General features: G+C 52.1%; 25 protein-coding genes. 21 read left to right on the plus strand and 4 right to left on the minus strand.

What is annotated here, in order from left to right:
• The first annotated feature begins 74 nt into the window (after positions 1 to 74).
• The 13 genes from BLQ16_RS02480 (at position 75) to BLQ16_RS02540 (ending at position 11,956) form a co-directional block, all read left to right on the plus strand.
• Positions 75 to 896 carry an energy-coupling factor transporter ATPase gene (locus tag BLQ16_RS02480; protein ID WP_091791172.1) on the plus strand — a complete coding sequence of 274 codons (822 nt, stop codon included), beginning with the start codon at positions 75 to 77 and terminating at the stop codon, positions 894 to 896.
• Entirely contained in the window at positions 887 to 1,759 is an 873-nt protein-coding gene (locus tag BLQ16_RS02485) for an energy-coupling factor transporter ATPase (RefSeq protein WP_091791173.1), read from the plus strand. The genes BLQ16_RS02480 and BLQ16_RS02485 overlap by 10 nt, the downstream gene beginning before the upstream one ends.
• On the plus strand, positions 1,749 to 2,564 hold the full coding sequence (locus BLQ16_RS02490) for an energy-coupling factor transporter transmembrane component T family protein (RefSeq protein ID WP_091791174.1): 816 nt from the start codon (positions 1,749 to 1,751) through the stop codon (positions 2,562 to 2,564). Before BLQ16_RS02485 ends, BLQ16_RS02490 begins: the two co-directional genes overlap by 11 nt.
• Positions 2,551 to 3,384, plus strand: coding sequence for a tRNA pseudouridine(38-40) synthase TruA (gene truA, locus BLQ16_RS02495; protein ID WP_159427951.1), 834 nt, complete (start codon positions 2,551 to 2,553; stop codon positions 3,382 to 3,384). The genes BLQ16_RS02490 and truA overlap by 14 nt, the downstream gene beginning before the upstream one ends.
• A 16-nt stretch (positions 3,385 to 3,400) precedes the next feature.
• Positions 3,401 to 3,913 (plus strand): methyltransferase family protein, encoded by a 513-nt coding sequence (locus tag BLQ16_RS02500; protein WP_091791176.1) that lies wholly within the window; start codon positions 3,401 to 3,403, stop codon positions 3,911 to 3,913.
• Positions 3,914 to 4,233: 320 nt separating this feature from the next.
• Positions 4,234 to 4,890, plus strand: a complete 657-nt coding sequence (locus BLQ16_RS02505; protein WP_091791177.1) for an NUDIX hydrolase — start codon at positions 4,234 to 4,236, stop codon at positions 4,888 to 4,890.
• Between the two features lie 105 nt (positions 4,891 to 4,995).
• Complete coding sequence (locus BLQ16_RS02510) at positions 4,996 to 5,604, plus strand: hypothetical protein (protein WP_091791178.1); 609 nt, start codon at positions 4,996 to 4,998, stop codon at positions 5,602 to 5,604.
• A gap of 141 nt (positions 5,605 to 5,745) precedes the next feature.
• Positions 5,746 to 6,351: a NapC/NirT family cytochrome c gene (locus BLQ16_RS02515; RefSeq protein WP_242868930.1), complete on the plus strand. Its 606-nt coding sequence runs from the start codon at positions 5,746 to 5,748 to the stop codon at positions 6,349 to 6,351.
• A complete protein-coding gene (locus tag BLQ16_RS02520) occupies positions 6,348 to 7,679 on the plus strand; it encodes an ammonia-forming cytochrome c nitrite reductase subunit c552 (protein WP_091791180.1) in 1,332 nt (443 codons plus the stop codon). Before BLQ16_RS02515 ends, BLQ16_RS02520 begins: the two co-directional genes overlap by 4 nt.
• A gap of 6 nt (positions 7,680 to 7,685) precedes the next feature.
• Entirely contained in the window at positions 7,686 to 8,696 is a 1,011-nt protein-coding gene (locus tag BLQ16_RS02525) for a cytochrome c biogenesis ResB family protein (protein ID WP_091791181.1), read from the plus strand.
• Positions 8,689 to 9,471 (plus strand): cytochrome c biogenesis protein CcsA, encoded by a 783-nt coding sequence (gene ccsA, locus BLQ16_RS02530; RefSeq protein ID WP_091791182.1) that lies wholly within the window; start codon positions 8,689 to 8,691, stop codon positions 9,469 to 9,471. Before BLQ16_RS02525 ends, ccsA begins: the two co-directional genes overlap by 8 nt.
• A 152-nt stretch (positions 9,472 to 9,623) precedes the next feature.
• Positions 9,624 to 10,145, plus strand: coding sequence for a nitroreductase family protein (locus BLQ16_RS02535; protein ID WP_091791183.1), 522 nt, complete (start codon positions 9,624 to 9,626; stop codon positions 10,143 to 10,145).
• Positions 10,146 to 10,279: 134 nt separating this feature from the next.
• Positions 10,280 to 11,956, plus strand: coding sequence for a ribonuclease J (locus BLQ16_RS02540; RefSeq protein WP_278308562.1), 1,677 nt, complete (start codon positions 10,280 to 10,282; stop codon positions 11,954 to 11,956).
• A 113-nt stretch (positions 11,957 to 12,069) separates the two neighbouring features.
• Here BLQ16_RS02540 and BLQ16_RS02545 read toward each other — a convergent pair whose 3' ends face one another.
• On the minus strand, positions 12,070 to 13,245 hold the full coding sequence (locus BLQ16_RS02545) for an LCP family protein (RefSeq protein ID WP_091791185.1): 1,176 nt from the start codon (positions 13,243 to 13,245) through the stop codon (positions 12,070 to 12,072).
• Between the two features lie 8 nt (positions 13,246 to 13,253).
• Positions 13,254 to 14,321 (minus strand): A/G-specific adenine glycosylase, encoded by a 1,068-nt coding sequence (gene mutY / locus BLQ16_RS02550; RefSeq protein ID WP_091791186.1) that lies wholly within the window; start codon positions 14,319 to 14,321, stop codon positions 13,254 to 13,256.
• Between the two features lie 627 nt (positions 14,322 to 14,948).
• Between mutY and BLQ16_RS02555 the strand changes: the two genes are divergently transcribed.
• From BLQ16_RS02555 to BLQ16_RS02590, 8 genes are all read left to right on the plus strand, one after another.
• Complete coding sequence (locus tag BLQ16_RS02555; RefSeq protein WP_091791187.1) at positions 14,949 to 16,352, plus strand: alanine/glycine:cation symporter family protein; 1,404 nt, start codon at positions 14,949 to 14,951, stop codon at positions 16,350 to 16,352.
• A 160-nt stretch (positions 16,353 to 16,512) separates the two neighbouring features.
• Complete coding sequence (locus BLQ16_RS02560; protein WP_091791188.1) at positions 16,513 to 17,091, plus strand: DJ-1 family glyoxalase III; 579 nt, start codon at positions 16,513 to 16,515, stop codon at positions 17,089 to 17,091.
• Positions 17,092 to 17,101: 10 nt separating this feature from the next.
• Positions 17,102 to 18,934: a penicillin-binding transpeptidase domain-containing protein gene (locus tag BLQ16_RS02565; protein ID WP_159427952.1), complete on the plus strand. Its 1,833-nt coding sequence runs from the start codon at positions 17,102 to 17,104 to the stop codon at positions 18,932 to 18,934.
• Between the two features lie 182 nt (positions 18,935 to 19,116).
• Positions 19,117 to 19,437: an ArsR/SmtB family transcription factor gene (locus BLQ16_RS02570; protein ID WP_091791190.1), complete on the plus strand. Its 321-nt coding sequence runs from the start codon at positions 19,117 to 19,119 to the stop codon at positions 19,435 to 19,437.
• Between the two features lie 96 nt (positions 19,438 to 19,533).
• A complete protein-coding gene (gene arsB, locus BLQ16_RS02575) occupies positions 19,534 to 20,574 on the plus strand; it encodes an ACR3 family arsenite efflux transporter (protein WP_091791191.1) in 1,041 nt (346 codons plus the stop codon).
• On the plus strand, positions 20,574 to 21,572 hold the full coding sequence (locus BLQ16_RS02580; protein ID WP_091791192.1) for a permease: 999 nt from the start codon (positions 20,574 to 20,576) through the stop codon (positions 21,570 to 21,572). Before arsB ends, BLQ16_RS02580 begins: the two co-directional genes overlap by 1 nt.
• Before the next feature lie 13 nt (positions 21,573 to 21,585).
• On the plus strand, positions 21,586 to 21,984 hold the full coding sequence (locus BLQ16_RS02585) for an arsenate reductase ArsC (protein ID WP_091791193.1): 399 nt from the start codon (positions 21,586 to 21,588) through the stop codon (positions 21,982 to 21,984).
• A gap of 58 nt (positions 21,985 to 22,042) precedes the next feature.
• Positions 22,043 to 22,270, plus strand: coding sequence for a thioredoxin family protein (locus tag BLQ16_RS02590; protein WP_091791194.1), 228 nt, complete (start codon positions 22,043 to 22,045; stop codon positions 22,268 to 22,270).
• A gap of 85 nt (positions 22,271 to 22,355) precedes the next feature.
• Here the strand turns inward: BLQ16_RS02590 and BLQ16_RS02595 are convergent, their stop codons facing one another.
• Together BLQ16_RS02595 and BLQ16_RS09705 are read right to left on the minus strand one after the other, a co-directional pair.
• Positions 22,356 to 23,291, minus strand: a complete 936-nt coding sequence (locus BLQ16_RS02595) for a helicase HerA-like domain-containing protein (protein ID WP_200781859.1) — start codon at positions 23,289 to 23,291, stop codon at positions 22,356 to 22,358.
• On the minus strand, positions 23,281 to 23,406 hold the full coding sequence (locus BLQ16_RS09705; RefSeq protein WP_200781860.1) for a helicase HerA-like domain-containing protein: 126 nt from the start codon (positions 23,404 to 23,406) through the stop codon (positions 23,281 to 23,283). Before BLQ16_RS09705 ends, BLQ16_RS02595 begins: the two co-directional genes overlap by 11 nt.
• Positions 23,407 to 23,488 lie beyond the last annotated feature (82 nt).

Raw genomic sequence — 23,488 nt, forward strand, 5'->3', positions numbered from 1 at the left:
CCTGCCTTTCTATGGTAAAATACCAACGGAACATGGACTGATCCAAAATGATTGATCTTGAACGGAGAATAGATATGATTGAGGTGCGCCAATTGGTTCACCGCTATGCCAATGCGGACGAGACCCAACCGGATGCGCTGGGGGGCGTGAGCCTCTCAGTATCGCCGGGGGAATATGTGGCGGTCTTGGGGCGCAACGGCTGCGGGAAATCAACTTTAGCAAAACATTTGAATGCCCTCCTCCTCCCCACAGAAGGGGAGGTCTTGGTAGACGGCTTAAATACAAGGGATCCGAACCTGACCCTGGCGGTGCGCCAGAAGGTGGGGATGGTCTTTCAAAATCCGGATAACCAGTTGGTGGCGACCACGGTGATGGAGGATGTGGCTTTCGGGCCGGAAAACCTGGGCCTTCCGCGGGAGAAAATTCTGGAGCGGATTGAAGAGGCTCTGGAAACGGTGCGGATGACGGCCTTTAAAGATGCAGAGCCTCACCGCTTGTCCGGCGGTCAAAAGCAGCGGGTGGCCATTGCCGGGGTCTTGGCCATGCGGCCGGCCTACATCGTCTTTGATGAACCGACGGCCATGCTGGATCCGCGTGGCCGGGAAGAGGTCATGGCGACGATGCAGCGGCTCAAGGCAGATGGCATCGGCGTGGTGAACATTACCCATTATATGGAAGAGGCCGTTTCGGCAGACCGGGTGCTGGTTATGACGGGCGGCCGCATTGTTATGGAAGGGACGCCGCGGGACATTTTCAGCCGGGTAGAGGAGCTGAAGGCCCTGCACTTGGATGTGCCTGTGGTGACTGAATTGGCCCAGGCCTTGCATGCGGACTGCCCCTGGTTGGCGAAAGATATTTTAACCCCAGAGGAGATGGTGGAGGCCCTATGCCGTTAGAATTTAAGCAGGTGACCCATCGCTATGGGGACGAAATCAATGGGCGCGCAGCGCTGAAAAATGTAAACTTAACCATTTCGGAAAACAGCTTTACCGGCCTTGTGGGGCATACGGGCAGTGGCAAGTCCACCTTGGTGCAATTGGCCGGTTCGCTCCTGATGCCGAGTGAAGGGGCGGTCCTGATTGACGGTGTCAATTCCCGGGAAAAAGGCGATGCGGCGCGGGCGGTGAAGCGGCGCGTGGGCCTGGTCTTTCAATACCCGGAGCACCAACTTTTTGAAGAAACGGTGGCCAAGGATATTGCTTTTGGACCGCGCAACCAAGGCCTGACTGAAGCGGAGATTGACGAGCGGGTCCATGAGGCCATGGCCCTGGTGGGCCTGGACTACGACTATTTTGCCCCCCGGGCGCCCTTTGACCTGTCCGGCGGTCAGAAGCGCCGGGTGGCCTTGGCCGGCGTTCTGGCGATGCGGCCCAAGTACCTGATTTTAGATGAACCGACGGCCGGCCTGGACCCCTTGGGGCGTGACCGGGTCTTGGAAAATGTGACGCGGCTGCACCGGGAAGCCGGCATGGGCATCCTGCTGGTCAGCCATTCCATGGACGATGTGGCCGATTATGCAGAGCGGATTATCGTGATGAACGGCGGTCAGGTGGCCTTTGATGATACGCCGCAGGCGGTGTTCCGCCATGAAGAGGCCTTACGGGAGATGGGACTGGGCGTGCCCCAGGTGACCATGTTGCTCCGGCGCTTAAAGGCGGCAGGGCTGCCGGTAGAGACGGATGCCATTACGATAGACGGTGCCCGCCGGGCGATTGTGGCAGCCTTGGCGGAGAGAAAGGGGGAGACGGATGGCCTTTGATGTAACCATCGGGCAATATGTGGAAGGGCGGTCGCTCTTGCACCGGCTGGATCCGCGGACGAAAATCATCTGCATTTTGCTGTTTATGATTTCCCTCTTTGTGGTCAAAACAGCCCCGGGTTTTGCCTTGGTCATCGGGGCGGCCCTGGTGGTGCTGCGGTTGTCGCAGGTGCCGGTGCGCTATTATTTCAAGGCGATTAAACCCCTCTTTTTGATCATTGCCTTTACGGCCCTGATGCAGATGTTTTTAACCCCCGGCCATTACCTTTGGCAATGGCGGTTTTTGCACATTTCAGAGCAGGGCCTTTACATGGCCTTTATCATGTGTACCCGGCTGGTGCTCCTGGTCTTGATCACCAGCGTCCTGACCCTGACCACCACCCCCATGATGCTGACTGAGGCCATTGAAGCCCTGCTCAAGCCCTTTCGCAGAATTGGGGTGCCGGCGCATGAACTGGCCATGATGATGACCATTGCCTTGCGGTTTATCCCCACCCTTTTAGAAGAAACAGATAAGATCATGAAAGCTCAAACGGCGCGTGGCGCAGATTTTGAATCAGGCGGCCTTTTACGGCGGGCCAAGGCCTTGCTGCCAATCCTGGTGCCGCTTTTTTTATCCGCCTTGCAAAGGGCCTATGACTTGGCCTTGGCCATGGAGGCCCGCTGTTATCATGGGGGCGAGGGGCGGACCCGCCTGCGGGAATTGTCCTATACCCGCCTGGACCGGGTGGCCTTTGCCATCGGTGTGGTCTTTCTCCTGGCGGCTCTTGTATCGCGGGTGGGGGCTTACTATGCAGCGCTTTAAAGTCACCATCGCCTATGACGGCTCCGGCTTTCATGGTTTCCAGCGGCAAGCGGATGAGCGCTTGCGCACGGTCCAGGGGGAACTGGAGACCCGGCTGACCAAACTTTTAGCCGAGCCGATCGGCATTCACGCCGCCGGGCGCACCGATGCCGGCGTGCACGCCAAAGGGCAGGTCTTTCATTTTGACACGGAGCGGCGGATTACAGCGGATGGCCTGCTCTATGCGGTCAACCGGTATTTGCCGGCAGACCTTACCGCCACCGCTGTCGCTGCAGTGCAACCCTCCTTTCACGCCCGCAAGCATGCCCTTGGCAAATGCTACAGCTACCACCTGTATACGGGCCGCCGCCTGCCTGCCATCGGGCACATGTACCTGGCCCATGAAGTGCAGCCGGTGGATTGTGATCGGTTGGCAGCGGTTTTGGCCCAAGCGGAAGGGGCCCATCATTTCGGTGGCTTCTGTGGCCGTGGGGCCACCACCCTGACCTATGACCGCACCTTGTACCGCATCCGGGTCTTGGTCCGGGGAGACTACGTGAGCGTTTACCTGATCGGTGACGGCTTCCTGCGGAAAATGGTGCGCAACCTGGTCGGAACCGCCTTGGACGAGGCCGTCGGGCGAAAGCCTGCTGGCCTTTTCGCCAAAGCCCTGGCCTCCGGCAAACGGACAGACGGCGGCAACACGGCACCGGCCCAAGGCCTTTTCTTAGAAACTGTTTATTACAGCGAAAGGGACTTGACCGATGGCATCACCCGGCTGGAGGCAGCGAAAGCGGAAGGCTTTGCCGGTCCGGCCGCTATCTTTCAGCAACTTTTTTAGGTAAGAAGGGATTAGTATGGTTGAAAGAAAAAAACAGTTACCGATTTTTGGGGTCGGTCCCCTGTATGTCGGCGGCTGTTTTTTGGTAACGGCGCTAGGGCTGCTTTTAAGAAGCAAGGGCCTGCTTCGCTCCGGGGACCTTCGCAGGGGGAAAAGACTTCTGCGCCTCAGTGGCGGGGGCTTGGCCCTGTCCAGCGTCGGCCTATGGCTGGCGGCGGTCATCGGTCAACAGCTCAGCCAAGCGATTCGTGACAATCGCCTGCTGACGACCGGTCCTTATGCCCTGGTGCGCAATCCGATTTATACGGCATTCGCCGGTTTGCTGACCGGAATCTTACTAATGGTCGGGAATGCCTGGCTGCTCTTGTGTCCATTTATTTTCTGGGCCTACTTAACGGTCCTGATGATTTTTACAGAGGAAAGGTGGTTGAAAGAAAAATTCGGGCAGGACTACATGGCCTACTGCCGGCGGGTCAACCGTTTTATCCCTATAATTAAGCTGACTGGAGGGAAAAGACAAAAAAAGTGAAAAAAAATCATAAAAAAATTGAAGTTAGCTGTTGACAACTGAAATGGAATCTGGTATTCTTTATTCAGAAGTTAGGGATACCTAATTTCAACACCTCTATACTCCTCTTTGTTGAAGGTTGTGACCTTCTCACCTCCAAACGTGTTGGCTGATCCAACATTGCTGTAAAAGCCCTTGCCTCCACAGGGGCTTTTATTTTTTTGCCCTGAATACGGGGAGGGGGTTTACTGAAAGCTTATCAAATTATTGCGAAAACAATCGATGGCCTTGTGGCGGTTGCCCGGCTTCCGTGCTATTATAGACAGTAAAGGAGGGATGACATGGATGATTTTGTGAATGCCTTGGCGCAGGATTTAAATCAATATGAGCCGCGCCCTCTCGGCCGTCGCCAGCATTTTGCGGTGCTTTTGCCGCTGGTGCGGGTCAACGACCAATGGTCCATCCTCTATGAAGTACGGGCCGCCCACATTTCCCAACCCGGTGAAACCTCCTTTCCCGGCGGAGCGATTGAGCCCGGCGAATGCCCGTCTGATGCGGCCATTCGCGAGGCCGTAGAAGAGCTGAATGTGGCGCGGGAGGATATTGTCATCATCGGTGAAATGGATTTTGTGGTCACAGAGACGGCCTTGATTTATTGCTTCGTCGGTATCATCACGGGTAAAACGCCGCTGACCCTTGAACCCAATCCGGATGAGGTGGAAGAGGTGTACGCCTTGCCCCTATCCTGGTTGTGCAGCCATCCGCCCAAGTACTATGAAACGGGCCTTCAAGCCACCTACAGCGATGACTTTCCCACCGCCCGCCTGCCCGGCGGGGAAAATTATAAATGGAAGCGGCGCAACCACGTGGTGGGCTTTTACGATATGACCGACAGTGGTTACAACTTGTGGGGACTGACCGCACGGATGACGGACCGCTTTATTGATTTTATCCAGGAAAAGGACATCTACCACTGTGTCGATTGCCTTGCGCCGTAAGGGAGGCAGTTGGCGATTGGCGATAAATGAACTGTTGAGAGCAAGGGGTCAGCAGCCCTGGTCAGGGCTGGTTGGCCGGGCAGCAAAGACAAGGGGGATTTACAGGTGACGGGATGGAACAAGTTCGGCCGGGTCTGCAATCGCATTTTTGGCCTGACGGTCATTATTTGGTTGTTAGCGGCCATGGCGGTATGCGGGTTGAATGAGGCCAACCTGCCCGGCCGGGAAGGCCTGAGCGCCTTAGCAGAGCCCTGGCTGCTGGCTATGCTGGCCCTTTCTGGGCTGGCCTTTTTAGCGGCCTGTGGAGCGACGGTCGGCGCGGTGCGGAAAAGAGAGCTGGTACAGGCCTTTTTCTGTGCGGCAGGACTGGCCTTTTTTCTGGCGCAGCTTTGCACCTTGGGCCTGGGGGCCCAGGAAAGTATCGACCTGTTGGGGACAGGACAGCTGGAGGGAGATTTTGCCGGCTGGCAACTGCAAGCCGGGCGAGATGACCTGGCCCTGACCAATGGAGAGGGGATTACCTGGCATGGCGGTTTGTCCGGCGGTGACCGCTGGCAGGCCGGCAAGGTCCAGGTGCAGATTTTGCCGGACCGGTCGACAGCCGTCTTGAACCGGGACCCGGGGCGGGTCTTTTACCTCTTGACGGTCATTCTGGCCTTTATCGGCCAGGGGCTCTTTATGGTCAAAAACAGGTCAGTAGGCCAAAAAGATTAAGAAAAAAAGACAAGAGCTAGGCAAGGGAGTTATTTTTATAACTCCAGCAAAAACATGAAGTCTTTTATCATCATTGACAAATAATATTCGTAGAATTATTCTTAATATAAATAGATTCGCGTGGAGATGGAGGTGATGGCAGTGAAAAGATCTTTGCGTCTCAAAATCTTGGGGGGCCTTACGGCAGGCCTGGCGGTGCTATTCTTACTTATGTTATGTCTTAAAATACCGGCCCTAGGCCTTGACGGGACGGACTTCTGTGGCTCCTGTCACGTCATGGACCCGCAAGTGGAGACCTATGTCCATTCTGCCCACCGCCTCAATGCCACTTGTGGCGATTGTCATGTACCCCACCACTTGGTGCGGGGCGCTTTTGACAAAGCCTGGACCGGGACGGTTGACCTCATAGGCGTTATTCGTAATAAAGATCCCTATGAGATTCATGCTTCCGATCATGCCAAACGCGTTATTCAGGAAAACTGCGTGCGTTGCCACAAGGGAATTTTAGAGGAAATCGGCGATACCATGACAGACGGCGGCAAAGCGTGTTTTGATTGTCATCGCAATACACCGCATGCCATTAAGCCCAATATGACCAATGTAGATTTAAAGTATGTTGATCAGGGGCAAGGGCTGCCGGCTGCGCCTGAATCGACAGGTGAGGATGGTGCATCTCAGGCAGATGCGGCCGAGTTGGCGGCATTTGAAGCGGCGCATACGATGATTAAAGGAGGTATGGATTCATGAAAGGCAGAGGTAAGGGGGCGCTTTTAGCCCTGTCGGCAGTGGTGGTGGCGATTGTGGTCGGCGTTTGCGCCGGGCTCTTTTTTGGCCATAATACGGAGCTGAAGCAAACGGTCATTAAGCCGATTTCCGCTGAAGAACAGGAAAATAACGAAGCCTGGAAGGCCAATTATCCGGCTCAGTTTGAGACATTTGAACAAACAAAAGATAATACGGACCACCCCTCTCATTTTGAGTCGCATCCGTATATGAAATTGATGTACAAGGGCACCGGTTACGCTGAAGAATTCAACGAACCTCGTGGCCATGCCTATATGCTGGACGATATTCGGCACATTAATGAGAACCGTTGGAAGGCGAAACAGGCTGCCTGCAACACCTGTAAATCCAGCCAAATTCCCGGCTTGATTGAGAAATACGGGGATAAATATTATTCGATGGATTTCCATAAAATCAACGATCAATTGACCAATACCGTTGGTTGCTACAATTGCCATGAAACGGATGACCCGTCTGAATTGGCCTTGCGTCAACCGCCCTTCTTAGAGGCTATGAAAGCCCGGGGCATTGACGTCAGCCAGGCCAGCCGTCAGGAAAAACGGACCCTGGTCTGCGCCCAGTGCCACGTGACCTACTATTTCCAACCGGAAACCAATAAGGTGACCTTCCCCTGGAAGGAAGGCTTGACGGCGGAAGAGCAGATCAAATACTATGACAGCATTAACTTTAGCGAATGGGTCCATCCGGATTCCGGTACGCCCTTGATCAAACCCCGCCACATGGAATACGAATACTTTAAGAATTCCACCCATGAAAGCGCCGGGGTATCCTGTGCCGATTGCCATATGCCTTATATGAAGATTGGTAACCAAAAGATTTCCACGCACAATGTGGGCAGTCCGCTGGATACCATGGAACAAAGCTGCTTGACCTGCCACCGGGAAAGCAAAGACTGGCTCCTGGGACGGGTGAAGAGCATCCAGGACCAAACGAAATCCATGGAAGACCGGGCCGGGGCAGCGGTGACCGAAACCATCAAGACCCTGGCTGTTGCCAAAGACTTGCCCGGTGTGGACAAAGATAAAGTGACCCGGGCGCAGCGGTTACACCGGGAAGGCCAGTATTATATGGACTGCGTCATGGTGACCAACGGGTTCGGCTTCCACAACCCGCAGCAATCTTATTCCGACTTGGCGCGGGGCATTGACCTCTGTCAAGAAGCAACTAAGTTGGCCCAGCAGGCCATTCTAGAAGCCGGCGGAACCTTGCCGGAAATTTCCAGCGACCAGCCCAAAGCTGATGATACGGAAAAAAATAAGGAAGATAAGTAGGCTGATATGAAAAGAACGATATTAAGCCGCCTTCTGAATATGAAGGTCGCTATAGGTTTTTTGCTGGTTCTCAGTGCCATTGCGGCGCTGGGAACCTTTATTGCTCAAGAGCAAAGTGCGGAATTTTACACCTTCCATTATGGGAATCGAATTGGCCACTTTTTAATGACCACCGGTCTGACCGATATTTACCACAGCCCTTGGTTTATCTTTCTGGGGATTTTGCTCTGTGTTTACCTGGTCCTCTGCAGCCTGATGCGGTTGCGTGGACGGAAAAACCGCCGGCTCATCGGGTCGGTCATCTTGCACCTGTCCCTGGTCTTGCTCGTGGCAGGCGCGCTTTTGAACATGGCCACCGGTGCCACGGAAGATGTGTCCCTGGTCAGGGGGGAAACAGCCAAACTCACGGAAGGCGCCCTTGCCGGGACGACCGTTCAGGTGGACAAATTCACCATTGACTGGTATGACAACGGGTCTGCCTCCCAATATATTACCGATTTGGCCTTTACCGACCGGAAGGGGAAGCGCACCAAGGAGCAGATCTCTGTGAACCATCCCTATCGCCATGGTTTTATTAAAATTTATCAAGAAAAATACGGCTGGGAAGTGCATGGAAAGGTCAGCAGCTTAGATGGGACAAAAAAATATGCCTTGCGTGAAGGTCAAGACTTTCCGCTGAAGGAGGGCCAATCACTGGCGCAGATTTTTGTGCCCAATTATGATGTGGAAAGCCGGAGCTTAAAATCCGTCACCGCAGCGCCGAAAAATCCTTATCTGGCAGTGGCGCTTCAGGCCAACGGCCAGCCGGTGGACATGCGGTTGCTGCAAAAAAACGGCAAAAGTATGATCGGCAACCTGCAAATCAGTTTTGATGACTATGTGCCTTACACCGGCTTGCGGGTGAAATACGATTGCGGCATTCCGGTGGTGTTTGTGAGTTTTATTTTGGCGTTGGCGGGCCTTTTCCTGCGTTATATGGATGAGATCCGTCTGAAGAAAGGAGACCGCCATGGCTGATGTGATATTGTATCTTGCGACAGGGGTTGGCGCCCTGGCCGTTCTTTTGTCGGTGCTGGCCTTTTGGACTCAGCCTGAAAAATTTGGCAGGCTGGCGGATTTTGCGTTAATGGCCTTTGCTGCCCTGACCTTGCTGGGCCTGATCACACGTGGGGTGACGCTGAGTCGTGTCCCGCTAACCGGCCTGTATGAATTTTGCGTGGCCCTGGCCTTTGCCTTGGCGGCCATGGCTTTGCCGCTGCGCCGCCATTTGCCCGGGGTGCTGATTACCATGGTGCTGTCCCTGTCGGCCTTTCTGACCCTGGCCCTGGCCCATACCATCCCCCATTCGGATGATCCGATTATGCCGGCGCTCAAGAGCGTTTGGCTGACGGCCCATGTGCTGACGTCCATCGTGGCTTATGCCTCTTTTGGCCTAGCCTTTGTTATGGCCCTTCTTTATTTGACCAAGGCCAAGGGGGAGGGTGAATTGGCGGCCCACTATGACCTTGTCGGCCATAAAAGCATCGTCATGGGCTTTATCTTTCAAACCCTTCTTTTGATCACCGGCGCCGTTTGGGCAGAAGAGGTATGGGGCAGCTGGTGGAGCTGGGATCCGAAAGAAACCTGGGCGCTCATTACCTGGCTGATTTATGCAGTGGCCTTGCACGGCTATCGGTCGCGCCAATGGAAGGGGCGGAAGGCTGCCTATTTTTCGATTTTCGGCTTTGCGGTGGTGGTCTTCACCATGCTGGGCGTGACCTTCCTCTTGCCCGGGATGCACAGCTATTTTTAAGGATCAACGGCTCGCCAGGCGGGCCGTTTTTTTATGGCGAAGGGCCCGATGGACTAGGGCCTGGAAGAGACCGGTAGGTTTAAAAAATGCTTAAAGGGGTATAATGATTAAATAGGACACTTGTGACCAAGACAAGTAAGGAGGCGCGTGAGATGACATCCGCTTATGAAAGTTTATTGACCCGCCGATCGGTGCGGGCTTATGAAGACCGGCAGGTGCCGGAAGACTTGTTGCAAAAGGTGCTGGCAGCGGGCCTGTATGCGCCCACCGCGCGGGACAACCAATTGCCGATGATGGTGGTTGTTCAAAATGAAGAGACCCTGGCTGACTTGGAAAAATTAAACGCTGAGGCCATGACCGGCGGTAAGGGCTCGCCCTTTTACGGGGCGCCCACCTGTATTGTGGTTTTGGCAGATCCGGAACAAAAGAACTGGTTGCAGGATGGCTCTTTGGTGATGGGCAATTTGTTAAACGCAGCCCATGCGCTGGGCTTAGGTGCCTGCTGGATCAACCGGGCCATGGAAGTTTTTGATCGACCGGAGGGCAAGGCCTATTTGAAAAAATGGGGCGTGCCGGAACATTACCGGGGCGTTGGCAATTGCATCCTGGGCTATGCCAAGGGCGATTTACCTCAGCCGCACGCGCGGAAAGAGGGGCGGATCAAACGCGCCTAGGGCAAATTTTTACAGGAATTGATCATTCAATTGACGCCGCAGGGCCTGCTTGCTTGCACCTGCGGCGTCAATTGATTATAATATGATTAGCTGAAATTCCGGTCGGCAGAATTAAATAAAGAGGAGGTTTCATTATTTCAAAACCGAAAAAAAATGATGGCGTACAGATTATTCCCTTGGGCGGATTAGAAGAAATTGGGAAGAATATGACGGCCATCGAGTATAAAGATGAGATTCTTGTGATTGATTCAGGAATGGCGTTCCCAGATGAAGATCTTTTGGGTGTAGACGTGGTCATTCCGGACATCACCTATTTGGCAAATAACCGAGATAAGGTCAAGGGTATTGTCTTGACCCACGGACACGAGGACCACATCGGCGCCTTGCCATACGTTTTACGGGAATTGCCCGTGCCTGTTTACGGGACCCGGCTGACCATCGGTATGGTTGAGCGGAAATTAAAAGAAGCGCGGGGCCTGGGCAAGCAGCGCCTGGTGGTGGTTAAGCCCGGGGAGGCCTTTAAGGTGGGCGGGTTCAAGGTGGATATGATCCACACCTGCCACTCCATCCCGGATGCGGTGGCCCTGGCCATCCATACGCCACTTGGGATTGTCTTCCACACCGGCGACTTTAAGTTTGACCAGACGCCGGTGGATGGGCGGGCAACCGATTTTCAACGCATTGCGGAGGTCTGCTCCCAGGGCGTCTTGGTCATGATGAGTGATTCGACCAATGTGATGCGCCCCGGTTATTCCACTTCCGAATCGGCCATCGGGGATACCTTTGAAAAACTCTTTCCGCACGTGAAAGGGCGGATTATCCTGGCTACTTTTGCGTCCAATGTACACCGGGTGCAGCAGGTTCTGAACGTTGCTGCTGCCAACAAGCGCAAGGTGGCGATTACCGGACGATCTATGCTCAACAACGTCACCGTATCCAGCGAGCTGGGCTATTTGACCATTCCGCCCCATACGCTCATAGAAATGGACGAAATGAGCCGGTATCCGGACAATCAACTGGTCTTGTTGACCACCGGCAGCCAAGGTGAGCCGATGGCGGCCTTGTCCCGCATGGCCAACAGTGAGCATCGTCAGGTGCGGATCAAACCGGGGGATACGGTTCTTTTCTCGGCAAACCCGATTCCCGGCAACGAGAAATTGGTCAGCAATGTCATTGATATGCTGTGCAAGCTCGGTGCAGATGTGATTTCCGGACGAGATGCCAATGTGCACACCTCCGGTCACGCTTGCCGGGAAGAGTTAAAAATGATGCTGAACCTGGTCAAACCGAAATACTTCATGCCGGTTCACGGGGAATTCCGGATGCTGGAGCACCATGCCAAATTGGCTGAAGAAGTCGGGATTCCTTCTAAAAACATCATCGTGTCTGAAATCGGCTCGGTGGTGACCGCTAATAAAAACCGCATCGCCTTGAGCGGCAAAGTGCCGGCCGGTCGCGTTCTCATTGACGGGCTGGGCGTTGGCGATGTGGGCAATATTGTCTTACGCGACCGCAAGCAATTGTCAGAAGACGGCATTTTAATTGTGGTGGCAACCATAAATCGTAAAAATCGTAAAGTTCTTGCCGGACCGGATATCGTTTCGCGCGGTTTTGTCTATGTGCGCGAAGCGGATGAGCTGATGAACGAAGCCCGTAAACGGGTGGATAAGGCCTTGGGCCAATGTATGGCGGAAGGGGTCACCGATTGGTCTTCCATTAAGGGAAGCCTGCGGGATGCCTTGGGAAAATTCTTGTTTGAACAGACCCGGCGTCGACCCATGATCCTGCCGATCATCATGGAAGAAAACTAAATACAAGCAGCAGGCGGCCCGTCAATAGGGCCGCCTGCTGACCTTTACAAAAAAATCCCAGCAGAAAGCCGCCGGGCGTCCAAGATTCAGGACGCCCGGCGGCTTTTCTGGTCTTATGCGCTGGGAGCTTCTTCTGCCGGTGCCACGGCGGCTTCAGGAACTTCCGTATAACCGCGGGCCGGGGCATTGGTATTGGTTTCGGCCGGCGGCACATAGGCGTTGCCGTAGCCATAGTTGGCGGCAGGTTGGCCTTGGGGCGGCGCCTCTCCTGTCGGAGAATCGGCATTTTCTCCCTCGCTGGGGGCGTTCAGTTCCGGCAAGTTTTGCGTTTGGTCGCTGCCGTACCCATAGGTCACCGGGGTGGTGTCGGCGTAGCTGACCAAGTCCAGTTCATCGCCGGTCCAGGGGCTAGCCTTAGGGTATTCCTTATTCAGCATATTGACAATGCCCTGGCGGGAGGGAATATAGTAGGAAATTTCATCAATGTAATCGGGTGTTCCGGGCAACATGAACATCTTCATGGATTTTCCGGACAGGTCTATTCCATGCAGCTGTTTGCCGAACCACAGCATTTCAGACAGGGTCATATCTGTGGACATGTCCTTTGAAACCACATTGGCCAAAGCTGGAATTTTTGTGATGTTGGCCGGGCTCAAAAGGGTCTTGGCCAGGGCCTTAAAGAAGAGCTGCTGGGCTTGGATGCGGGACAGGTCCCCGCCGGCATACCCGGCGCGGTAGCGGACAAATCCCAGCGCTTTTTTGCCGTTTAAGACCTGCTGGCCGGCTTTAATATCGATTTCCAGGTCCTGGTAGGGGTCCAGGTAGTAGAGGTCAAAGGGGACCTTCATGGGCACCCCGCCCAAGGCATCAATGGCGTGCTCAAAGCCCTCAAAGGTGGTGACCACATACCGGTCAATGGAAAGGCCGGTGAGCATGGTGATTTCTTTTTTGGTCTGGGCAATGTCCGCCAAATGGTGGTGGCTGTAGGCCGCATTTAATTTGGGGATGCCCCGGTCTGCATTGCTCATGGTGTCGCGGGGCAAAGAAAGAAGTTTTACGGTTTTCTTTGCCGGGTCAAAGGTGACCAGCACCATAACGTCGGCATTTTCCAGGGTGCCGTCCGTCCCGCAAAGCAGAATATTATAGCTGGTGTCGGCAGACAAGGGCTCTTCGTCTTTCTCCGAAGCAGCCGGCGCTTTCGGAAAAAAAGTATAGGCCGCAAAGGCTGCCCCGGCGATGATGGCCAAGACCAGCAAGATAGCGACCAGAATGGACTTTAAGGTCTTCATGATGCCTCCTAAAAATCGGTTTCGTTTAATAAGGCTTGACGCCAGGCTGCAAAGGCACCGGGTAAGCTGATATCCTTTATCAATGTGGGACGGTCCACCCAAGCGCCTTCAGGCCCTAGTGGGGCAGACGCACAGGTGACCATATAGGCCTGCATCCGCCATTCCAAGTGGGTGAAAAGGTGTTTGGCGCGGCCCAAATCCCTAAGGGCCGTGGGACAAAAGCCTTTTTCCTGCAGCTGGGCCTCAGCTTCTCCTGCTGACAGGTGGACCGGCAGGTGGGGAAATTCCCAAAGACCGGCCAAAAGGCCTTTGGCCGGTCGGCGTCGCACATACACCTTGTTATTATACCGCAAAACAAAGACTGTGTGGGATTCAATTTTACGCGGGGCTTTTTTTTCTCGCTTGGGCAGGTCCCCTTGCAGGGCCTCTTTATTGGCAGCACAATAGGCTTGCCAGGGACAGGCGGGGCAGTTCGGCGCCTTTGGAGTGCAGATCATGGCGCCCAGGTCCATGAGGGCCTGGTTGAAATCGCCCGGCCGGTGTGCCGGCAGCAAATTGGCGGCGATCGGTGTATAATGGGCCCGGCTTTTGCCGGTGTTGACAGGCGTTTCATCGGCCGTAAAGCGGCTTAGAATACGCATGACATTGCCGTCTACCGCCGGCGTCCGTTCACCGAAGGCGATGGAGGCAATGGCCCCTGCTGTGTAGGGCCCGATGCCCGGTAAACGGATCAGGTCACCGGCCGTATCCGGCAATTCACCGCCATGGTCTGCCACAAGGGCCTCGGCAGCCGCCTTGAGATGGGCGGCGCGGCTGTAATAGCCCAGGCCCTCCCAGCGCTTATTGACCTGGTCTTGGTCTGCCGCCGCCAGGGCCTCCACCGTTGGAAAGGCTTCTAAGAAGCGCTCATAATAGGGAATGACGGTGGCCACTTGGGTTTGCTGCAGCATGACTTCGGAAATCCAAATGTGGTAAGGCTCTCCGCTGGTCCGCCAGGGCAAGGCCCGCGCATTGGCGTCGTACCAACCTAGAAGGGCATCAATAATCCGTTGAACGGATGAAATGGGTAGGGTCATACAATACTCCTCTATGCAAAGATACCTAATATGGTAGAGAGTTTTAAGCGCCCTGTCAACTCAATCCCGACAAAATATTGGGCAACCGGCCTGCCGCTGCCCGGTCCGGTAAAGTCGTGACCAAAATTAGAAAAAAGGGGCTGAGGTGATTTACAAGCGGTCGATTCATGGTATAATAATAGTGTCATAAAGTGTTGCAAGGTGGCAATTAAAAGGAGGTCTGCGCTTGTTTTATTCCATGCATATCCTGAACACACTTGCCTATCGTTTTGCCAGACTAAAAGCTGTTGTTTTTTAATGATTTAATATACTGTGACGTCCCTTGTAAGAGGGGCGTTTTTTTATGCCCTTGTACCTTGTCAGATCGAAAAAATTGTTGAAACAAACGAAAACAGAACCACATAAAAGAGAAAAAGGCTCAAATAAAATGCATAATAAGAGGTATTTCACTATAAAATACGCTTATTGTGAAAAAATAAAGTCAAAATTCGCCTCAAAAAGACGAAATACCCCTTGACGTGGACATAAAATTTTGCGAAAATACTTTCAACGGGAAATTGTGATGATTTTACCGTTGAACTGTATTGCTTTGAGCAGGGGGTAGGTTAGATTAAAGGGGGAATTGGCATGGATTTACTCATACTGATCAACAGTAAGATTGGTGCTTTTGTGTGGGGCCCGGTGATGTTAACGCTTTTGCTCGGGACCGGCCTGTACTTGTCTGTTCGTGGCGGATTTATTCAGTTTCGTCATTTTGGCTTTGCCATGAAGAGAACAATCGGCTCCGTTTTTGGTGATAAAAGAGCCCACCAAAAAGAAGAGCACAACATCAGCCCGTTTCAAGCGGTCTCTACGGCGCTGGCCTCAACCGTCGGCACAGGGAATATTGTCGGCGTGGCGACGGCCATCACCATTGGGGGGCCGGGGGCTGTTTTCTGGATGTGGGTATCGGCCCTTTTGGGGATGATGACCAAGTATTCGGAAATCGTCCTGGCGGTTAAATTTCGTGAAAAGAATGTGCGCGGTGAGTACGTCGGCGGGCCCATGTACTACATCACCAATGGCTTAAAATTGCCTTGGTTGGGTGTTGCCTTTGCCTTCTTTGCCGGCTTTGCTTCTTTCGGCATTGGGAATATGACCCAGGCCAACTCCATTGCCGGGGCGGTCAAGACCTCTTTTGGCGTCAGCACGACGGTGACCGGCATTATTTTAGCCGGTATCGTGGCAGTGGTCATCATCGGCGGGATCAAGTCCATCGCCCGGGTGACAGAAGTTATCGTACCGGGGATGGCGGCCTTTTATATCATTTTTTCCTTGATTATTTTAGGGACGCATCTGGCGCATATCCCGGATGCCTTTAAATTGATTTTCACCTGTGCCTTTGCCCCCCAATCTGTTTTAGGCGGTGGCGTTGGTTACACCTTGTTGCTGGCCATTCGTTACGGTGTTGCCCGCGGGGTTTTCTCCAATGAAGCCGGTTTAGGGTCGGCACCCATTGCCCACGCCGCTTCTTCAACGAAAGAACCGGTTGAGCAGGGCATGTGGGGGATTTTTGAAGTGTTTGTGGACACCATTGTGGTCTGCTCCATGACGGCTTTGGTTATTTTGACCACTGTAGATCCCCAAGGGAAATTTATTTGGGAAAATCCCGACCTAGAAGGGGCTGATTTAACCCTTGCCGCCTTCCAACATGGCTTGCCGGGCAATATCGGCGGTATCGGTCTGACCGTGGGCCTGTCCCTCTTTGCCATTTCGACGATTTTCGGCTGGTCCTACTATGGGGACAAGGCGGTGGAATACTTATTCCGCAAGACGAAATACACGGCCCAGGCATCCCTGTGCTACCGCTTGCTGTTCGTGGCGGCTGTCTTCTTAGGGTCCGTCGGTGGTTTGCACCTGGTATGGGACATTGCCGATACGCTCAACGGTTTAATGGCCATTCCGAACTTGATTGGTGTCTTTATGCTGTCCGGTGTGGTGCTTAAAGAAACCAAGTCTTATTTTACCCGCTATAAAAACGGTGAACTCTAATCGCTTTTCAGTGCCCGAGAGGGCACTTTTTTTGTGGCGATGGTGGGCGGGCAATGGCATTTTTGCCGGGCATTCGCTATAATAAAAGATGATTGAGTAACTTGCGGATTCGCAAAGGATATAAAAAGGATATACAAAGGATATATAAGGAGGAAACGGAATGGATAAGCGCGTATGTGTATTGTTGGCCCCCGGCTATGAAGAGGTGGAAGCGCTGACACCGGTGGATTATTTGCGCCGTGCCGGTGTAACCGTGGATGTGGTGTCTACGGTGGAAGATATTGCTGTAGAAAGCGCCCACCAGGTCATCGTTCAAGCGGATACTTTTTTAGAGGATATCCAAGCGGAAGAATACGCCATGGTCGTAATCCCCGGTGGCCTGCCGGGGGCGCCGAACCTGGCCGCCAACCCGGGCGTGATCAGCCTCCTGCAGAAGGTTTATGCCCAGGGAGACTTTGTGGCGGCGCTGTGTGCAGGACCGATTGTTCTTGAAAAGGCCGGCTTGCTGAAAGGTCGCGCCTGCACCTGTTTCCCCGGCGTGGAAGACAAGCTGGTGAGCAAGGGGGCTTTTAAAACGGATACGGTGGTCGTTGATGACCGGGTGATTACCTCCCGTGGTGCCGGTGCGGCAGGTTATTTCAGCCTGTCCCTGGTGGCGGCCCTTTTGGGGGATGAGAAAGCGGCAGAAGTGAAAAAAGCCGTTGTGATGGACATTGTGGAAGACAATATCAGAGGCTGATGAGATGACCTTGTTTTTCAGAAAAAAATTACAAAAGACGCTAATGCTGGTGATGGCCGCAGGGCTCTTGGCCTGCCTGGCCCTTGGCCTAACCGCCTGTGCTGACGATGGAAGCGATGCGGCCATCGATGAGATGATTTTGACCTTGCAACAAGGCAATCCAACGGACATTCAGGCCATTATGACGCCCAACAGCCGAGAAAAATACAGCGTGGATGAGATGACCGCTAGACAAAATCATGTCCACCAGGCCCTGGCCCTGAAGGAGGTCCGGTATAAGAACTTTAAGCTGGACCGTGGCGCCTCCACCGATGACCGGAAAGTCTACACCGGTAAAATTGAGTTAACCGGTGACTATGGCAGCTTGAAGCGGGACCTGGCCCTGGTCTTCCTGCCCACAGGTAAGGGGGACCAGCCCTGGCAATTGCAATGGAAGCCGGAGGTCTTGTTTCCCGGCTTGACCGATAAAAATGACCTGGTGGTGAAAAGTAAACCGGCCCACCGGGGCAGCATCTATGACCGCAATGGCGTTCTGCTGGCAAAAGACGGTGCCGAAGGGCGGGAATACCCTTATGGTGACATTGCCGCCCCGGCCCTGGGTTTTGTCCGGGCGGTGACTGAAGGCGAGCAGGTTGCCGGGCATTATAAAAAATACCCGGTCGGTACCCGGGTAGGACGGGCCGGCCTGGAACAGGCCTATAACGATGTTTTGAGCGGCCGCAACGGGTTAACCGTCATTCTTTCAGATGAACCGAAAAAAATTCTGGTAAAAACCGAGCCGGAAGACGGGAAAGACATCCATACCACCCTGGACATTCGGGTGCAGAAAGCAGCTTACGCGGAAATTACTGGTGAATATGGGGCCGTTGTGGCTTCTAATCCGCAAAACGGGGATATGTTGGCCTTGGTGAGCAGTCCCTCCTTTAACCCGGACGACTGGTCAGACCAGGCCTTGAGCGATGAAGACTATCAAGAGGCCGTTGCAGAAGGTTATGCGCCGCTTAGAGGCGTATACGCCATGGCCTTTACCCCGGGTTCTACGCAAAAGTTGTACACCTCTGTGATTGCGCTGAAAGACGGCGTTCTGGATCATGAAAAAGGCTATGAAATTTACGGTGAAACCTGGCAGCCACCGGTCGGCTGGGGCGGCTATAAGGTTCGGCGGGTGACCCCCATTAACGGGTTTATCAACCTGCACCAGGCCCTGGTGTCGTCCGACAACATTTTCTTCGCCCGCACCGGCCTGGATCTGGGTGCTAAACGCCTGGTAGAGGGCTTGGGCGAGATGGGCTACGGCGTGAAAGTCCCCGGCAAGCTGAAGGTGGATACCAGTCAGATAACCCAGACCGGGACCATTGATGAAGCCCATGAAACAGCCGTAGCGGATACCTCCTACGGGCAATACCAACTGCAGATGACCCCCTACCAAATGACGCTGACCTACGGTCTCTTGGCCAATGGAGGCAAGATTATGCAGCCCCGCCTCTTATTAGATGAAGAAAGCAAGGTATGGTTTGACCAATTGGTCAAGGCGGAAGATCTGGCCTATTTGAACCAGGCTTTACGGGAGGCCATTACCATCACCCATCCGGTTGCGGACCGGTCTTATGCGGCCATGACCGGGAAAACCGGCACCGCAGAAGTGGGACCGGACGGCAGCATTAACTTGGGCTGGTTCGTCGGTTACGACCAGAAAAAACCGCAATTGATGATGACCGTTATGGTCAATGGGGTGCAAAATCGCGGTGGCAGTGATGTCAACTGTGCCTACTTCGGCCGCATTATGGATGCCCTTTATGCTAATGGTACTTACACCCCGGATCTTCAGAAACCTTCCAAATGAGAAGCACAAATCAAGGCACCGCAAGCACTGACCCCCAAAGGTTGGATTTCTTAGTCCAACTTTTGGGGGTCAGTGCACACTGCCATCAGAGGCGGGAAGATTTTTGAAAGAATATTACATTCACGAATTGACAACTGTGAATGTGACGGATATAATATTTACATCTCCCGGAGGTGAAAATCATGGGATTCAGAGAAGATGCTAAAAAAATAAAGGCGCTCACAGATGAAAATCGCCTTGCGATCATGCTTGCGCTCCAGCATGGAGAAAAGTGCGGATGTGATCTGCTGGAGGAACTGAATATCACGCAGCCGACTCTTTCGCATCACATGAAGATTCTTGCAAACAGCGGCCTTGTTGATTACTACAAAGAGGGAAAATGGGTGCATTACTCGATCTCCGCAGACGGTGTAAAAGATTTCCGGGAAATGATCGGTTCCTACGCAAGATGTGACTGTGAAACAGACAGCAGCGTATCCTGCGGATGCAAGGAAAAGAAGTAATCGATATCTATCATTCATAGGTAGTCCTTTAGGATTGCCTATATAAAGGCTATATATAGATACATTTCAATGTATAGAATTAATGGAGGCGAGGTCATGAGCAATCAAAGCAAAGGCATTAATACATTTCAGCGGTATCTTTCTGTGTGGGTGCTGCTATGCATGGTTATAGGAGTAGCGATCGGACATTTTGTCCCGGCTGTGCCTGCCACACTCGGCAGATTACAGATTTCCGGCATTTCGATTCCTATCGCTATTCTCATCTGGATCATGATTTATCCCATGATGATGAAAGTAGATTTTCAAAGCGTAAAACAGATTGGGAAGAATCCGAAAGGGCTGCTTGTCACATGGGCGACGAACTGGCTGATCAAGCCGTTTACCATGTATGGAATTGCTTATCTGTTTTTGTTTGTCGTATTTAAAGCTTTCATATCTAAGGAATTGGCAACGGAATACCTTGCCGGAGCTGTGCTTTTAGGTGCTGCTCCATGTACGGCGATGGTTTTTGTGTGGAGTACGCTTACAAAAGGAAATCCTGCTTATACGGTCGTACAGGTGGCAACGAATGACCTCATCATCCTTGTGGCTTTTGTTCCCATCGTTAAATTTCTTTTAGGTGTTTCTAATGTAGCAGTTCCGTACAGCACGCTCTTTATCAGCATCTTTCTGTTTGTCGTGATTCCGCTTGCAGGCGGAATCCTGACGAGGGTGATGGTCGTGAAGCAAAGAGGGGCGGATTACTTTGAGGGTACTTTTATCTACAAGTTCGACAATGCTACAACGATAGGGCTGCTGTTAACGTTGGTTATTATCTTCAGTTCACAGGCAGAGACGATTCTGTCTAATCCGCTTCACATTCTTTTGATCGCGGTGCCGCTGACCATTCAGACTTTTTTGATCTTCTTTATCGCTTACGGAGCAAGCAAGCTACTGAAATTACCGCATGATATTGCAGCTCCTGCCGGGATGATAGGTGCATCAAATTTCTTTGAACTTGCCGTGGCTGTGGCGATTGCGCTATTTGGCACGACAAGCCCTGCAGCTCTCGCAACCACAGTAGGCGTTTTAACGGAGGTACCCGTCATGCTCCTGCTTGTACGAATAGCAAATCAAACGAAAGCGAGGTTTGCGTAATGTGGACTTTTATTCAGGATCAGATCCTTGGGATGAAGTGGCTGAATGCTTTGATTGAGAAATTGCTGCTTATGGTCGGGCTTAATTTAGATAGTCGGATTGGCGGCAGCATACAGTTCTTCATTTATGACACGATTAAAATCACGGTATTGCTCTGTGTGTTGATCTTTCTGATTTCTTACATTCAGAGTTTCTTCCCTCCGGAGCGGAGCAGAAAGATCATGGGAAGATTTCAAGGAATAGGAGCAAATGCTGTAGGCGCTCTGCTTGGGACGGTGACACCTTTCTGCTCTTGTTCCTCTATTCCAATCTTCATGGGATTTACAAGCGCAGGGCTTCCACTTGGGGTGACATTTTCATTCCTTATTTCATCGCCAATGGTGGATTTGGGGAGTCTTGTGCTTCTCATCAGTATCTTTGGCGTGAAGATTGCCATGGCCTATGTGCTGCTGGGGCTTGTTATTGCGGTTCTTGGCGGGACACTGATAGAAAACCTGCACATGGAAGATCAGATTGCTGATTTTATCCGCAATAACAATAGCAAGATGGATATAGATTCTCCAAATCTTACCGTAAAGGATCGGTTGCTCTATTCCAGAGATCAAGTCGTATCCACTTTTAAGAAGGTATTCCTGTATATCCTTGTCGGCGTGGCTATTGGAGCAGTGATCCACAACTGGATTCCTGAGGGCTGGGTGGAGACCATTCTTGGCAACAATAATCCATTCGGTGTTGTATTGGCTACACTTGTCGGCATACCGATGTACGCAGATATATTCGGTACGATTCCAATTGCCGAAGCCCTTTTGGCAAAAGGGGCATTGCTTGGTGCGATTCTCAGCTTTATGATGGCGGTTACTACACTCAGCCTTCCTTCTCTCATCATGCTTAAGAAAGCAATTAAATCAAAGCTGCTTGGAACGTTTATAGTCATCTGTACAGTGGGTATCATCATTGTCGGATACGGCTTCAATGCCATTGCGTACTTACTGGTGTAAGGAGGAAAATTAAGTGCACAAACCGAAAGTAGCATTTATTTGTGTTCATAACTCGTGTCGCAGCCAGATAGCCGAAGCATTAGGCAGACATCTTGCGTCCGATGTATTTGAGAGCTATTCTGCCGGAACAGAAACAAAGCCTCAGATCAATCAGGATGCAGTGCGCTTGATGAAGCAAATCTATGGCATTGATATGGAAAAAACGCAGCACAGTAAGCTTCTGTCAGGTATCCCGCCCGTAGAGGTAGTTATCACGATGGGGTGCAATGTTAATTGCCCATTTCTTCCTTGCACTGAGAGATTTGATTGGGGCTTGGATGATCCAACGGGAGCTGGTGATGAAGCTTTTATCGAGACAATTCGGGAAATCCACACGAAAATTGTAGAGCTTTCACAGCATCTGGCACAATAATTTACGGTTACAGTTAAAACAGTTCCAATAACTTTTTCGCTAAAGGAGGATAAGAAAGATGAATATTAAGGTTTTAGGCGGTGGCTGCAAAAGTTGTGAGGCACTTTTGAAGTCCGTAAAAGAGGCGGTAGCAAACAAGGGAGTTCATGCTGAGATTGAATACATCACCGATATGGAAAAAATCATGGGATATGGGGTGATGAGCACGCCCGCCCTTATGATTGATGACAAGATTGTCTCTACAGGAAAAGTGCTGAAGGCAAGGGCTGTAGAGAAATTATTGTAAGCAAAAAGAATATGGCTTGCACTGACCCCCAAAGGTTGGATTTCTTAGTCCAACTTTTGGGGGTCAGTGCATTTTTCCGGTCTTTTTATCTTATCTTTTTTTTCATGGAACCGAGGAGGCCGCGTGCGATTTCGCGACCAATGGATCTCGAAATGGTGCCGAGCATGGAGTCGATGCCCTTATCGATGGCAGCTTTTTGGCTGCGGCGGGATTTTTGCGCTCTTTCCGATTCTTTTCTTTGGGCTTCAAGTTCTTTCTGTCTTTCGGCTTCTAATTTTTCCTGTTCAGCTTCCGACTTTTCTCTTTCGATTCGTTCTAAGAGAACTTCGTAGGCGGATTCTCTGTCGATTGCTTCCCTATACTTTGCATAAAGGGGCGAAGACGCAACCAAGGCGCGATAGGCCGCATCGCTTAGTGGCACGAAGGAGGAGTGGGGCGGAAGGATCAATGCCTTATCTGCCACCGTCGGCGCGCCGCTTTCATCGGCAAATGAAACCATTGCTTCTCCGGTCCTGAGACCGATGATTTCTTCTTTTATAGCCATGGATTCATCCTGCCTGAATGTGTCCGCTACAGCGTTTATCGCCTTTAGCTCCTTTGGAGAATAGGCCCTCAGCTGATGGACGATTCGGTTGGAAAGTTGTGACGACACGGATTCCGGCACGTCGAGGGGATTTTGCGTGATGAAGAATACGCCCACCCCTTTGCTGCGCACGAGGCGAACGACTTGGATAATCTTGTCCTGTAAAACTTTCGGCGTGTTGTTAAAGAGCAAATGGGCTTCGTCAAAGAAGAACACAAGCTTCGGTTTTTCTAAATCCCCAACCTCGGGGAAATTTTCATAGATTTCCGAAAGCAAGTAGAGAAGAAGCATGGAGTAGAGAAGCGGATTTGAAATCAACTTCGTGGCATTTAAAATATTTACCACACCCTTGCCGCTTGTATCTGTTTTGATCAGGTCGTTGATCTCGATGGCAGGCTCTGAGAAGAACAGGTCGCCGCCACCATCTTCAATAAACAAATAGGGTGACGGTTTTGCCGGTACCGGTCGCGCCGCTGATCAATCCGTGCCGATTCATTTTATTTAAAAGAATATAATTTTCCGTATTCCCCTTGCCGATCAAAATTTTGTCCATGAGAACCTCCTTAAAGATCTAATTTAATTATAACAAATTAATAAAAATACAGGGAATGAATATGGTATAATATCCATGATAA

The sequence above is a fragment of the Peptococcus niger genome (genome assembly GCF_900101835.1).
Classification (GTDB): Bacteria; Bacillota; Peptococcia; order Peptococcales; family Peptococcaceae; genus Peptococcus; species Peptococcus niger.